Here is a 13659-nt window from a genome sequence, read left to right as displayed (position 1 = left end):
TTACTTTAGGTGATCGCTTGGCTAGACCGGACGTGCAACGCAACTCCTGTGAGTTGACGGCCACGAAAGGAAGTCAGATGAAAACCACCCTCATGGCGGGCATGGTCCTGCTTTACGCGACGAGCGCGCTTGCCGGCGAGCTTCACCCCTATCACGGCGCCGCCGACATCGCGCCACCCATGGCACGCAACGATGCCTATGATGCCGTCCATGCCGAGGGCCTCGGGCCACTCGTCGACGCAAAGAAAGGCTACCGGATCGAGGATCTGGGCGGCGGCGCCTACATGGTCACCGAAGGTATCTACCAGATGATGATCCTGCGCACGGGCACCGGCCTGGTCGTCGTCGATGCGCCGCCGACGATCGGCGACAGGATAATGGCTGCGGCGAACGAGATCGCACCCGGCCAGCCGATTACCCACCTCGTCTACAGCCACGCGCATGTCGATCATATCGGCCATGCGGGAGCCCTGCTTGCGGCGAATCCAGGACTGACGATCGTCGCGCATGGCGAAACAGGCGATATCCTTCAGCGCGCCAACGACAAGAACCGACCGCTTCCGACCGAGGTCTTCGACGGAACAGACAAGCCGTTCTCTCTCGAAGTCGGCGGCGAGACCCTGCGGCTCAACTATTCCGGACCGAACCACGAACCGGGCAATATCGAGATCTGGCACGAGAAGAGCCGCACGCTCATGCTGGTCGACGTCATCTTCCCGGGCTGGATGATGTGGCGCCGCATGGCGATCGCCCACGACATTCCCGGCGTCTTCGATCTCGTCGGCGGCATCAACGCGAAATACGACTATACGCGCCTGATCGCCGGACATGTCGGGCGGACGGGCACGCGCGCGGACGTCGAACAGCAGCTGGCCTTCATGACCGACCTGCACGCCGCCGCCGCGACGGCGCTGGGTTCGACCACGCCGGGCGAAGGCATGCGGGCGCAGGACAAGACCAACCCCTGGGCGGTCTTCGACAATTACATCGACCGGGTGACGGTGACCTGCGTCGCGTCGCTTGCGCCGAAATGGCGCGACAAGCTCTCGGCCTTCGACGTCTTCATCTACGACCAGTGCATGGCGATGGAGCAGAGCATTCGCGTCGACGGGCCGAGCCTTTGATGCCGACCTAAACGGCGGCGGGCAGTCCCACCTCGCTGGGGCTGTCTTCGACCTCCACGGTTTCCGAGGGCGGCGCAGTGCCGCCCTTCTGCTTTGCCTTCAGGCGATAGCCGACATCGACGATCGCACGGATGGCAGGCAGGAACTCCTGTCCATGCTCCGTCAGCTTGTATTCGACCGAGGGCGGCGAGGTCGGCATGACAGTGCGACTGATGACGCCGCGCTCCTCCAGTTCCCGCAGCCGCTGCGTGATGACCTTGCCCGAGACGAGGGGAATGTCGGCGCGCAGCTCGGAGAAGCGGCGCGGCCCCGACGAGAGATACCAGAGGATGTTGGGAGTCCAGGCGCCGCCGAGAACGGCCATGCATTCGGACAGCGGACACAAGGGCGTCGGCGTGCGGTTCTTTCGACGTTTCAGCGGCATGGGCGTCCGTTCCGTGGGTGGTGGTGGTTACCGCAGGGATACCGTATTCAGTCAGGAACCTCAAGTTCCCAGATTACCTATGGTGACTTTTAAGCTAGACGGGACCTGCAACAGCAAACAGGGAGTTCCCATGAAACTTTACTTCAAGCCCGGCGCCTGCTCCATGGCCTCGCACATCGTGCTGAACGAGATCGGCGACGAGTTCTCGATCGAAGCAGTCGACACCGAGACGAAGCGCACCGCATCGGGCGCCGACTACCTGAAGATCAACGCGAAGGGCAAGGTTCCGGCACTTCAGAGCGACGGCGAGATCCTGACGGAGGGGCCGGCGATCCTGCAATACGTTGCCGACCGCAAGGGGCGGCGGGATCTGGCGCCCGAGGCCGGCACCTTCGCGCGCGCACGCCTGGCGGAAATGCTCAACTTCACCGGCACCGAACTGCATGTCGCTTTCGGGCCGCTGTTCAATCCCGCCGCCGATGAGGGCAGCAAGGCGGCCGCACGCCACGCCGTCGCGGCCAAATTCGACTGGCTGGAGCAGCGCCTTTCCGACGGTCGCCGGTTCCTGATCGGCGACGGTTTCACCATTGCCGATGCCTATGCCTTCGTCGTCACCAACTGGGCCAACTTCACCGGCATCGACCTCAACCACTGGCCGCACCTTTCGGCCTTCATGGACAGGGTCGCCACGCGTCCTGCCGTCCAGAAGACGCTGCGCGCAGAGGGGCTCGTATAAAGATGAGCGATCGCCGTTCCCTGGAGGCGGTGGCATCGGTGGTGGAGACCTATTTCGAAGGTCTCCACCATTCGGATACCGATCGCCTTCGTCGGGTCTTTCACCCGCTTGCCCAGTATGTGACCGTGTCGGACGGGACTTTGCTCCACCGCGACATGAACACCTATTTCGACGTCGTCGACCATCGTCCCTCCCCCGCCTCGCGTGGAGAGAGCCGCACGGACGAGATCGTCTCGATCGAGTTCGCCGGGCCGGCGACGGCGCGGGTCAATCTGCGTTGTTCCATCGCCTCGCGGCACTTCATCGATTTCCTGTCGCTGATCTACATCGAGGATCGCTGGCAGATCATCTCGAAGGTCTTTCACTTTTCCGAGGAGGTTCACTAATGCCTTACGTCAACCTGAAAATTACCCGTGAAGGCGCGACGGCGGCGCAGAAGGCGGAACTGATCGCCGGCGTGACCGACCTTCTGGTGCGGGTCCTCAACAAATCGCCGGCCACCACCTTCGTCGTCATCGACGAGGTCGAGACCGAAGACTGGGGCGTCGGCGGCTTGCCGGTGCTCGACTATCGCGCGCGGCTGGCCGGCCCCACGACAGGCTGAACGGATCCAGCGAACCGATCCGACCGCTCTGGGCCCGGGTTCCGCAGTCGTGCGGGACCCGGGTCAATTGCATTCCGGCCAGCCACGATCGAAATCCGGAGAACGGACGGAAGCCCGGTCGGACAGGATAAACCGCCCCGGCGGGACACGATCGCCCACTGAAGCGATGAACACCGCTCGGCTCGGCGAATTGACGGTTCTTGTCGAGTTGAACCGTAACGCGCGTGGTCGGCAGACGCACGCAAATTGGTGCTGCGGAACTTTTCGGCACCTCCTTGGTTCTCCGATGAGCCCTTCGGCGGCGATGACGAGTCGAAAATCGCCGCCCGGAAATCTTCGATGATCAGACTGAGCAAATCGAACTGTCGGTCTGTGGTCGACAAGGAAGTGAAGGAGTGAGCCATGCATCACATGTCCCCGGAAATGAAGGAATGTATCGACAACTGCCTGTCCTGCTACAGTGAATGTCTCTCGATGGCGATGGGGCACTGCCTCGAAATGGGTGGCAAACACACGGAGCCGAAGCACTTCACGCTCATGATGGCTTGCGCCGAAATTTGCCGGACCTCTGCCCATTTCATGCTGATCGGCACCGAGCATCACAAGCACACCTGTCGAGAATGTGCGGAGATATGCCGCGAGTGCGCTAGAGACTGCGAACGCGTCGGCGACATGCAGAGCTGTGTAGAAGCCTGCCGTCGGTGTGCGGAGAGCTGCGAGCGCATGGCAGCCTAGCAAGAAGCCGGAGAAGGTTCATGACCTTCTCCGGCTTGCCGCCCTTTCAAGGAGATCGAAACCTCAGTGCGAACCGTGCTCGCCTTGTCTTGACGTGTCCGGCTCGCATGAGTGCGGTCTTGAAGCGATCCGTCCCGTCTGCCCCCCAAGCGGACGGGCTTTGCTATTGCGCTATTGCGCGAGAACCAGGTGATCTGCGCCGACACTCAGATACTCGCTCGCCACCGGCCGATAACCCACGGGGCGGATCGGGGTCTTGCGCTCGATCTGGGCGGCTGAGGCGCGCTCGCGGCGGCGGCTCGGATCGGCGACCGGAACCGCATCGAGCAGCTGGCGCGTGTAATCATGCCGTGGCCGCTGCAGGACATCGTCCGTCGCGCCGATCTCGACGATCCGGCCCTGGTCGAGCACGGCCACGCGGTGGCTCATTTTCTCGATCACGGCAATATCATGCGAGATGAAGAGATAGGCGATCCCGTCCTCGCGCTGCAGTTCCTGCATCAGGTCGATGACTTCCGCCTGGACCGAGACGTCGAGCGCCGACACCGCCTCGTCCGCGACGATGATCCGCGGCTTCGACGACAGCGCGCGTGCGATGCAGATCCGCTGGCGCTGGCCGCCGGAGAACTGGTGGGGAAAGCGATCGATGCTGGCGGCCGGCAACCGTACCCGGGCCAGCAGTTCCACCGCCATGTCGCGCCGTTCACGCGCGTTGAGGTCGGTGTGAATGATGAGCGGTTCGGTTACCAGCTCCGCCACGGACATGCGCGGATTGAGGCTGGCATAGGGGTCCTGGAAGATCATCTGGAGGTCCCGCCGCATCGGCCGCATGTGGCGACGCGAAAGCGGCATGAGGTCCTTGCCGGCGAAGAGGATGCTGCCCCTTTCCGGCTCTACGAGCTTGAGAACCGAACGGCCGATGGTCGACTTGCCGGAGCCCGATTCGCCGACCAGGCCGAGCGTCTCGCCGGCGCGCAGGGTGAAGCTGACATCCTCGACGGCATGGACCCGTGCAACGAGCCGTTTCAGCATGCCTTTATGAATCGGAAACCGGGTAACGAGATTGTTGACCTCGAGCACGGTTTCGGCGGCCCGGCCCTCTTCATTCCGGCGCGCCTCCTCGCCCGTCGTGGAGCGTGGCGCGGCATAGACGGGGGCGCCGGAGCCGAGCTTCGGCACGGCATTGAGCAACTGGCGGGTATAGTCGGCGCGCGGCTGGCGAAACAGCATGCCGGTGTCGGCCGTCTCGATCATTCTGCCTTGGCGCATGACGACGACCCGGTCGGCGATCTCCGCGACAACTCCCATGTCATGGGTGATGAAGACGACCGCCGTGCCGCTGCTCTGCTGCAATTCGCGGATGAGATCGAGAATGCCGGCCTGGATGGTGACGTCGAGCGCCGTCGTCGGCTCGTCGGCGATCAGCAACCGTGGCGAACAGGCCAGCGCCATGGCGATCATCACCCGCTGGCGCATGCCGCCCGAAAGCTCGTGCGGATATTGCGACAGACGGCGGCCGGGGTCGGAGAGGCGGACGCGGTCGAGAAGATCGCGTGCCTCGCGCAGCGCCTGGCTCGGCGACAGCTGCTTGTGATGGATCAAGGTCTCGCAGATCTGGTCGCCGATGGTCAGCACCGGATTGAGCGAGGTCATCGGCTCCTGGAAGATCATCGAGATGGAATTGCCGCGGATGCGCTGCAACTGCGCTTCGCTGCTTTCGGCGAGATCGACGACGCTCGCATCATCGAGCCGGAAGGCGATACGGCCCTTGTCGAGCCGCCCGCCCTCCCGCTCGATGAGGCGCAGGATGGAAAGGGCCGTGACCGACTTGCCGGAACCGGATTCCCCGACGATCGCCAGCGTCTCGCCGGCAAAGAGATCGAAGGAGAGATCCTGAACCGCAGCCAGCGGCGTGTGGGCCGGACCGAACGAGACCGACAGGTTCTCGACCGAGAGCAGCGGGGTTCTGGCATTGTCGGTCATCGTCATACCTATTCGGCCGCTTGCTGGAGATGGCGAAGCCGGATCTCCGGGTGCTCGTGGAACGGCGGCAGCGGTTCAATCCAGCGGCGTGCCGTCTCTTCGGCATCGAGCGAGACCCGCATGGAATCCTTGCCGAACACGGTCCAGTCAATCCGCTCGGAAAGCTCGAGCAGGGCATAGGAACCGGCGGGCTCGGGATGGGTGGTGAAGGTCTCGGTCAGCGATTGCAGGGTGAAATGCGGCTGGCCATTGACCATGGTGAGCGTGTTCCAGTGCACGTGGCCGGCAAAGCAGGCGACCGGCACGCGGGCTCCGGCGAGAATGGCGCGCACCCGCTCGGCGGCCCCCGGATAGGTCGAGGCGTCCGGATTGCGCTGGAAATAGTAATTGCCGGCCTGGGAATGACCCGAGACTGGAACGTGGCTGAAGATCGCCAGTGGACGCGTCGCGTTGCGCACCACGCCGGCCAGCCAGAGCAGGTCGGCCTCCGGCAGGATGAAACCGCCCGGCCTGTGGATCTTCGCGTCGGCCCGCCAGATCACCAGCGTCCAGTCGCCCATGTCGACCGTCGTGCTGGAGAGATCCTGGCCGAGGATGGCGGCGTTTTCGTCGACGCTCAGATAGTCGCGGTCGTGATTGCCGCAGATGTGGAAGCGCGGAACGTTCATGCGAGAAAAGATCGCGGCGACATCCTGCTCCAATTGCTTGTCCGTCTGCTTGTCGCAATCGGAGATGCGGTCGCCCATGTCGATGACGGCGTCCGGCCTGGTCGCCTCGACGAAACGGGAGAATTCCTCGAGCAGGGTGAGCGCCGAGGAACCTTTCTTGGTGAAGTTGTCCTTGCCGTGATGGATGTCGGTGACGATGCAGAGGCGTGTCGTGGCCATGGGAGTTCCGCTTGTGAATGGGAGTGGAACCGGGCGGCGAAGGGGCCGCCCGGCAGTATCAGAGCTTAGTTGGAAGCGACCGAGATCGAGCCGGCGCGGAAGTCGAGCACGTAAGGGATGTGGCCCGGCTTCGGAGCCCACTGGATGCCCTTCTGCATCGCCCAGGATTCGTAGGGCTGATAGAGGACGAGCATCGGCGGATCCTGCTTGATGCGATCCATCAGCTCGGCATAGGCGGCCTTGCGGTCCTCGACCTTTTCGGAGAAGCGGAACTTCTCCCAGGTCTTGGCATAGGCTTCGTCGGTCTTGAAGCGGCCTTCGCCTTCCGACGGGCCTTCCGGTGCCCACATCACGCCGAACGAGCCGAAGGGGTCGGCGAAGTACATCGGGTTCGACCAGTTGCGCACCATCATGGTCGGATCGCCGCCCGTCCACTTGTCGTCGACATTGATGCTGGTCTTGATGCCGATCGCGTTCCACATCTCGGCGATCGCCTGCATGGCGAGCATGCCGTTGGTGTAATAGACGGCCGAAGTATCCATGCGGATCTCCTCGCCCTTGTAGGAGGATTCGGCCAGCAGCTTCTTGGCCTTTTCCAGGTCGTATTCGAAGGTCTTCAGCTCCGGCATGTAGAGTTCGCCGAACTGCTTGTAAGTGTGGGTCGAGGGGACCACGGCCTTGCCGAGCCACAGCGCCTCGTTCAGCGTTTCGCGGTCGACCGCGTAGCTGATCGCCTGGCGGAACTTCGGATCCTTCATCACGTCGTTCTGGGTGTTGAAGATCAGGATGTGGAACAGCGGCGTGACGTCGCTGGCAACCTTCAGATTGCTATCGGCCTCGATCGTCGAAAGCTGGTCCGGCGGCACGTTGGTGATGAGGTCGACTTCCTTGTTCTTCAGCGCCGTGATGCGGCTCGCCATTTCCGGAACGTATGAGACGGTCACCTTCTCGAAGGGCGCCTTGTCGCCCCAGAACGCGTCATGGCGCTCCCAGACGAGCTTTTCGCCGGGCACGAACTGCGCGATCTTGTAGGGGCCGGTGCCGACCGGGGCGAGCGAGAAGGCTTCGAAGTCGGCATCCTCGGCGACGTTCGGATCGCCGGTGAGCGCCTTGGTGTATTTCTCCGGAATGACCATCAGCTGCTGCATGTTGATCAGCGTTTCCCAGAGCGGCTCGGGGCGCTTGGCGACGATGCGGATCGTGTGGTCGTCGACCTTCTCGGCACGGTCGAAATTACCCAGACGGTCCTTGGCGCGCACGATATAGGGTTTGAAGGTCGGCTTGAGCATACGGTTCAGCGAGAAGATGACGTCGTCGGCTGTCATCGGGTCGCCGTTCTGGAAGACCACGCCCTCGCGCAGCTTCAACTCCATCACGGTCGGCTCGACGAGCTTCCATTCGGTTGCGAGGCCCGGACGGAACGCCGTCTCGGCGGTCTCCGAATCCTTGTCGATCAGGACGTCGAAGCTGTTGTAGTAGAACTGCGAACCGACGTTGGAGTGGTCGCGGCCCGGATCGAGATAGGGCGGCATGTTGGCCGAGCCGACCTTCAGCTCGGCGGAAAGGGCACTGCCGCTCATGAGCGCAAAAAGCGTCGAAGCGATGATCATCGTGGTCTTCATGGTGGTCTCCGTTGCAGGGCTTGAAAGATCCGGACGGTTTGTCAGGCCGCCGGCAATGAGGTTCGCGGCGGGACGCCGCACTTCGTCTTGGCGCTCAGCGGTCCCGCAGGCGCACGTCCATACGATCGCGCAGCCGGTCTCCGAGCATTTGCACGACGAAGGTAATCAACAGGATCAGCAGGGCTGGCGCCGCGACGATCCAGGGGGCGGTGTGCATGTAATCCCGGCCGATGCCGACCATGGAACCGAGCGTCGCAGTCGGCGGCCTGAGGCCCAGCCCGAGGAAGGAAAGGCTGGATTCCAGCAGCACGATGTTCGAGAAGTTGAGCGTGAACATCACGACAAGCGGAGAAACCACGTTGGGCACGATGTGCCGGAAGGCGATCCTGAGCGGCGAAGCACCGGCCGCACGCGAAGCCTCGATGAAGGGCATTTCGCGAAGCTTCAGCACCTCGCCGCGGATGATGCGGGCATACTGCTCCCAATAGGCGATCCCCAGCACGACGATGAGCACCTGCATGTCGCTGCCGAAGACGGCCACGGCCAGGAGGGCGACAAGGGTGAAGGGAACGGCGATCTGGATATCGACAAGCGCCATGACCAGGGCATCCGCGCGTCCGCCCGCAGCGCCAGCCAGAAGGCCGAGCGTCCCGCCGATCAGCATTCCGATGATCGCGCCGGAAAGGGCGATCGACAGCGTCATCTGCAAACCGTAGAGGCAGCGCGACAGCACGTCTCGGCCGAGTTCGTCGGTCCCGAAGATATGGCCGACCTTAGCGCCGGCAAAACCGACGGGCGGCTTCAACCGCGAAAGCAGGCTCTGTGCATTGGGTTCGAACGGCGAAATGAGCGGCGCGGCGAGAGCCGCAAACACCAGCAAGGCGCCCAGAACCAGAACCAGCCGCATCGGCCAGTCCAGTCCGGCCCAGACGCGCCGCATCGTGGCCGGCCACCGCAGGCGAGCAAAGAGCGGGTTGCGGGACGTTTCGGGCAAGGAATCAATCGTGGTATCGGACATTTTCGCCACCCTTTCTCAAGCGTTCCTTCCGAGGCGGACCCTCGGATCGGCAAGGCCGTAGGCAAGATCGACCAGGAGGTTGATGACGATGACGGCGAGCGCGACGGCAAGCACGCCAAACTGCAGGACCGGGTAGTCCCGGCGAATGGCCGCGGAGACCAGAAGCTCGCCAATGCCGCGCCAGGAGAAGACCGTTTCGATGACGACGCTGCCGGCAGCAGCAAGGCCGGCGATCTGCAGGCCCAGCACCGAGAGGATGGTGATGTTGGCGTTGCGCAGCGCATGCTTGAAGATGACGACCCGCTCCGGCAGCCCCTTCGCCCGCGCCGTGCGCAGGTATTCCTGGCTAAGCACATCCAGCATGGCATTGCGCGTGAAGCGCGTCATCCCGGCGATATAGAAGGTCGAAAGCGCCGTGACCGGCATGACGAAATGCAGCCAGGTGGAATTGCCGGTCGACGGAAGCCAACCCAGCCAGAAGGAGAAGATCAGCAGCAGCAGGATGGCGAGAACGAAATTGGGAATGGCATAGCCGAAGAAGGCACCCCCCATGATAGCATTGCCGATCCACGAATTGCGATAGATCGCGGCGGCAATGCCCGCCGGCACGGACACCACGAGCGTCAGCAGCACCGCGCCGATCAGAAGCTGCAGCGAGGGCCAGACCCGCTCGGCAAAGATGACGGCCACCGGACGCCGCTCGATCAGCGACAGGCCGAAATTGCCGTCCATCAACGAAGCGATGTAGCGGACGAACTGCTCGCCGTAAGAGCCGTCCAGCCCGTAATACTCGACGAGCAACTGGCGGTCCTTCGCACCGAGACCCTCGCCGCCCAGGAAGTCGATCGCATTGCCGGAAAACCGGGTGGCGAAAAACACCGCCGTGACGATGACCGCGACGGTCAGGCACGTACGCAACACTCTGCTGATGACGAATTCGAACATTCGCTCCACCTCGTAACTTGTCTAGACTGTATGGACATGTTCTGTTACAGCGATGTTGCCGACACATGATTTTTTTGTGACGCGGCTTGAGCCGGCTGGAAGCACCGGACAAAGAGGGAATAGGGCGCGCACAACGCCTCAATTTCGGTCAGGCAAGGGTCAGCGAATGGACATTTCGAACAACCCAATGTGGCGCGACCGGGAACTGCCGGTCTGGCGGCAAATCGAGGCGGACCTGGAGGTGGACATCCAGACCGGCGTGTTCGGCGCCGGCGAAAGGCTGCCGAGCGAGCATGAACTGACAGCCAAATACGGCGTCAACCGGCATACCGTGCGCCAGGCACTCGCCAGCCTGGCACAGAAGGGCATCGTCAAGGCGCACCAGGGCAAGGGTGTCTTCGTTGCCGACGAACCGTTCGAATACCGACTCGATCGCAACGCCAAATGGAGCGAGGTGGAAAAACGCTTCGACGGCGGCTCCGGCGGACGGCTTCTCGACAGCTACGAGCAGCCCGCCAGCCAGGCGATCGCGCGCGCGCTTCAACTTGAGGTCGGCACGCCGCTGATCGTGACGGAAACCCTGCGCACGGTCGGTCCCGGTATCGCCACCTATGGCTATCACATGTTTGAAAAGCAAAGGTTCGACGGAATAGCCGCGGCCTTCGAGGAAACCTCAAGCTTCACCCAGGCTCTGGCCACCTTCGGCGTCGATTCCTTCTTCCGCGCGTCGACCTGGATCGACTGCCGCATGCCGCGGCCGCGCGAAGCGGCAGCGCTTGCCGTATCCATTTCGCTGCCAGTCATGATCATGACCTATGTCGACACCGACGGCGCCGGGACACCGATCCTCTATGGCCACGGGGTTTTTCCGAAACGCATGATGAGGATCAGGATCGACACCTGACCGTGTAAATCCGCTTCCATCCCAAAGCCGCGGAGAAATTTAGACTTCGTCGATGAAGGCTCGCGCCGAGACGCTGGAGCAGCCAAAACGCAACGACCGGGCATTGGCATCTATTGGCGAGGTTTCTCCAGCCACGAAGTTTGCTATGAGGTTCGATACTCTATTGCGTGGCTGCAAGTTTTGACACCAGTACTCTTGCATGCTGTCACGTAAATACGAACCGGAAGGCTGTTACGGTTAGATTTACCTAATAAAATCTATCTACTTGATATACTGGACGAAATTTAGATGGCTGGGGCGCCAGGATTCGAACCTGGGAATGCCGGTACCAAAAACCGGTGCCTTACCGCTTGGCGACGCCCCAACGTGCGCGGCGGCGAAGAAGCCGCTTGCGGATGGGCGTCTGATTAGCAAAGGCCGGCCCGAGCGGCAATGACCTTTTGACGCTTTTTTTGGAGGCGCAACGCGGTCGAATGTTTCGGCCGTCACAGAAGGCCCTGTCTGGCACGCACGCAGGCCGGACCGATCCTTTTTGCACGGAACGAATGGCGCCGTCGGGGGTTTTGCCTTGCATCCACCGCTCAACGCAACCAGGCACAAGGAGTTTTTCATGCCCTCCATCAATTCCGCACGTATCCTCATTCTCGCCACCGACGGCTATGAGCGCTCGGAACTGCGCTTTCCCCTCGACAAGCTAAAGGCCCATGGCGCCAAGGTCGAAATCGCTTCGCTCAAGAAGGAGCCGATCAAGAGCTGGGACGAAAAGAACTGGGGCGACACGGCCAATGTCGACCACCTTGTCGGCGATGTAGCGGTCGATGACTACGATGCGCTGGTCATCCCCGGTGGCCAGATCAATCCGGATATCCTGCGCGCCGACAAGGGCGCCGTGGACCTGGTGAAGAGCTTCGTCCAGTCCGGCAAACCGGTCGCCGCGATCTGCCACGGTCCGTGGTTGCTGGTCGAGGCCGGCGCGCTCAAGGGCCGCAAGGCGACGTCCTATGCCTCGATCAAGACCGACCTGATGAATGCCGGCGCAGCCTGGCGCGACGAGGCGGTGGTGACTGACCAGGGCATCATCACCTCGCGTAACCCGAACGACCTCGATGTGTTCGTCGCCAAGATCGTCGAGGAGGTCGAGGAAGGCCGTCACGACCGCCGCGCGGCTTAAGGCGCGCATTCACGGGCGCAATGTCCGTCATCCCGGCTTGCGCACGCCGTCCAAGGACGGACGTCCCCTCTCCCGGCCCCGGCCGGGAGAGGGTTTTCACGTCAGGCGTATATTTGCCTCCCACTCGCCTCGCCGTCCCACGGTCGCTTCGCGAACCTCCTGATTATACCCGAGGGGGGGAACGGGAGGTTTCGCATGGCCCTTTACGGCAACCCTCCTGCGGTGCGATAGCTGAGGCCCAGTCTCGCATCGCCAAAAGGAGCTTTTCCATGCCCGGATATTCCGCCCGTCCGCCCGCCATTCCCACGCTGCTGGTCGATGACGCCGTGGTGCGGGTGACGCGCTGGGATTTCGAGCCGGGGGCTGCAACCGGTCATCACGTCCACGGCATGGGCTATGTCGTCGTCACCATGACCGAATGCGAATTCCTGATCGAGGACGCGACCGGCGAACATCGGTTGAAACGGCCGGTCGGCGAGGTTTATCGCCGCGACGCGGGGGTCGAGCATAACGTGATCAACGGCGGCAAGAAGCCGATGTCCTTCATCGAGATCGAATATAAATGAGCGCGCCGCGCGATCAGGCCGAGGCGCCGGAATTCGACCTTGCGTTCCAGCCTCTCCATGGGCAGGCGGTGCCGGTGGCCGAGCATGTCCAGCGCATCACGGTCAACAATCCCGGCCCGTTTACCTTCCACGGCACCAACAGCTATATCGTCGGCGACAAATCCGTCTGCGTGATCGATCCGGGTCCGGAAGACGAGGCCCATTTCGCCGCGCTGATGGCGGCACTGGCCGGCCGGGACGTGACGCATATCGCCGTCAGCCATACCCACAAGGACCATTCGCCGCTGGCCCGCCGACTGAAGGCCGAAACCGGGGCGATCATCGTCGCCGAAGGCCCCTATCGCCCGGCGCGGCGGCTGCACGAGGGCGAGGCCAATCCCTTTGCCGAAAGCTCCGACCTCGACTTCGTTCCCGATATCACCCTTGAAGATGGCGACGTGATCGAGGGCGACGGCTGGCGGCTGTCCGCCATTCTCACCCCCGGACACACGGCCAATCACGCAGCGTTTGCCCTCGACGACCGTGGCATCGTCTTTTCCGCCGATCATGTCATGGCCTGGGCAACCTCGATCGTCGCCCCGCCGGACGGCGCGATGGGCGACTATATGGCCTCGCTTGAGCGGCTTCTCGAGCGCGACGACCGGATCTATTTCCCCGGGCATGGCGGGCCGGTAAAGGAGCCGGCGGCCTTCCTGCGCGGGCTTCGCACCCATCGGCGCATGCGCGAGCGCGCCGTGCTGGAGCGCATCCGGGCCGGCGACCGGCTGATCGCCGACATGGTCAAGGTGATTTATGCCAGCACCGACCCGCGCCTGCATGGCGCGGCAGCGCTCTCAGTGCTGGCCCATCTGGAGGACCTGGTCGAAAAGGGCGAAGTGGCGACCGACGGGCCGGCGCGGCTTTCAGGCGTCTACCGGCTCGGCTGAAAGCGCGAAACGGG

At 62.9% G+C, this 13659-nt stretch carries 15 protein-coding genes and 1 tRNA gene; 9 read left to right on the top strand and 7 right to left on the bottom strand.

The window, feature by feature from the left end:
- Positions 1-77 precede the first annotated feature (77 nt).
- Positions 78-1124, top strand: a complete 1047-nt coding sequence (locus DYZ14_RS17280; RefSeq protein ID WP_195950004.1) for an MBL fold metallo-hydrolase — start codon at positions 78-80, stop codon at positions 1122-1124.
- A 7-nt stretch (positions 1125-1131) separates the two neighbouring features.
- On the opposite strand, the gene DYZ14_RS17275 is transcribed toward DYZ14_RS17280, so the two are convergent.
- Positions 1132-1548, bottom strand: a complete 417-nt coding sequence (locus tag DYZ14_RS17275) for a winged helix-turn-helix transcriptional regulator (protein ID WP_154721839.1) — start codon at positions 1546-1548, stop codon at positions 1132-1134.
- A gap of 130 nt (positions 1549-1678) precedes the next feature.
- On the opposite strand from DYZ14_RS17275, the gene gstA reads away from it, so the two are divergent.
- From gstA to DYZ14_RS24435, 4 genes are all read left to right on the top strand, one after another.
- Positions 1679-2284 carry a glutathione transferase GstA gene (gene gstA / locus DYZ14_RS17270; RefSeq protein WP_154721838.1) on the top strand — a complete coding sequence of 202 codons (606 nt, stop codon included), beginning with the start codon at positions 1679-1681 and terminating at the stop codon, positions 2282-2284.
- A 2-nt stretch (positions 2285-2286) separates the two neighbouring features.
- Positions 2287-2670, top strand: a complete 384-nt coding sequence (locus DYZ14_RS17265) for a nuclear transport factor 2 family protein (RefSeq protein ID WP_154721837.1) — start codon at positions 2287-2289, stop codon at positions 2668-2670.
- Complete coding sequence (locus tag DYZ14_RS17260; protein WP_154721836.1) at positions 2670-2888, top strand: tautomerase family protein; 219 nt, start codon at positions 2670-2672, stop codon at positions 2886-2888. Before DYZ14_RS17265 ends, DYZ14_RS17260 begins: the two co-directional genes overlap by 1 nt.
- Positions 2889-3290: 402 nt before the next feature.
- Positions 3291-3623, top strand: coding sequence for a four-helix bundle copper-binding protein (locus tag DYZ14_RS24435; protein ID WP_154721835.1), 333 nt, complete (start codon positions 3291-3293; stop codon positions 3621-3623).
- 171 nt (positions 3624-3794) lie between these two features.
- On the opposite strand, the gene DYZ14_RS24580 is transcribed toward DYZ14_RS24435, so the two are convergent.
- From DYZ14_RS24580 to DYZ14_RS17230, 5 genes are all read right to left on the bottom strand, one after another.
- A complete protein-coding gene (locus DYZ14_RS24580; RefSeq protein ID WP_269749458.1) occupies positions 3795-5612 on the bottom strand; it encodes an ABC transporter ATP-binding protein in 1818 nt (605 codons plus the stop codon).
- A 2-nt stretch (positions 5613-5614) separates the two neighbouring features.
- Positions 5615-6493 carry a metallophosphoesterase family protein gene (locus DYZ14_RS17245; RefSeq protein ID WP_154721834.1) on the bottom strand — a complete coding sequence of 293 codons (879 nt, stop codon included), beginning with the start codon at positions 6491-6493 and terminating at the stop codon, positions 5615-5617.
- A gap of 65 nt (positions 6494-6558) precedes the next feature.
- Positions 6559-8115, bottom strand: coding sequence for an ABC transporter substrate-binding protein (locus tag DYZ14_RS17240; RefSeq protein ID WP_154721833.1), 1557 nt, complete (start codon positions 8113-8115; stop codon positions 6559-6561).
- 94 nt (positions 8116-8209) lie between these two features.
- Positions 8210-9133, bottom strand: coding sequence for an ABC transporter permease (locus DYZ14_RS17235; RefSeq protein WP_232365572.1), 924 nt, complete (start codon positions 9131-9133; stop codon positions 8210-8212).
- 15 nt (positions 9134-9148) lie between these two features.
- Positions 9149-10078, bottom strand: coding sequence for an ABC transporter permease (locus DYZ14_RS17230; protein WP_154721832.1), 930 nt, complete (start codon positions 10076-10078; stop codon positions 9149-9151).
- Positions 10079-10244: 166 nt separating this feature from the next.
- Here DYZ14_RS17230 and phnF point away from each other — a divergent pair, with 166 nt between their 5' ends.
- A complete protein-coding gene (phnF, locus tag DYZ14_RS17225) occupies positions 10245-10982 on the top strand; it encodes a phosphonate metabolism transcriptional regulator PhnF (RefSeq protein ID WP_195950003.1) in 738 nt (245 codons plus the stop codon).
- Between the two features lie 289 nt (positions 10983-11271).
- On the opposite strand, the gene DYZ14_RS17220 is transcribed toward phnF, so the two are convergent.
- A tRNA-Gln gene (locus DYZ14_RS17220) sits at positions 11272-11346 on the bottom strand.
- 246 nt (positions 11347-11592) lie between these two features.
- Here DYZ14_RS17220 and DYZ14_RS17215 point away from each other — a divergent pair.
- The 3 genes from DYZ14_RS17215 (at position 11593) to DYZ14_RS17205 (ending at position 13645) form a co-directional block, all read left to right on the top strand.
- Complete coding sequence (locus DYZ14_RS17215; RefSeq protein WP_154721830.1) at positions 11593-12153, top strand: type 1 glutamine amidotransferase domain-containing protein; 561 nt, start codon at positions 11593-11595, stop codon at positions 12151-12153.
- 269 nt (positions 12154-12422) lie between these two features.
- On the top strand, positions 12423-12719 hold the full coding sequence (locus DYZ14_RS17210; RefSeq protein WP_115671004.1) for a cupin domain-containing protein: 297 nt from the start codon (positions 12423-12425) through the stop codon (positions 12717-12719).
- A complete protein-coding gene (locus tag DYZ14_RS17205; protein WP_154721829.1) occupies positions 12716-13645 on the top strand; it encodes an MBL fold metallo-hydrolase in 930 nt (309 codons plus the stop codon). Before DYZ14_RS17210 ends, DYZ14_RS17205 begins: the two co-directional genes overlap by 4 nt.
- Positions 13646-13659: the final 14 nt, after the last annotated feature.

The sequence above is a fragment of the Ciceribacter sp. T2.26MG-112.2 genome, from assembly GCF_900492205.1.
GTDB lineage: Bacteria > Pseudomonadota > Alphaproteobacteria > Rhizobiales > Rhizobiaceae > Allorhizobium > Allorhizobium naphthalenivorans_A.
The sequence above is the reverse complement of the archived record's forward strand: the minus strand, read 5'-3'. Positions and strand labels throughout refer to the sequence as shown.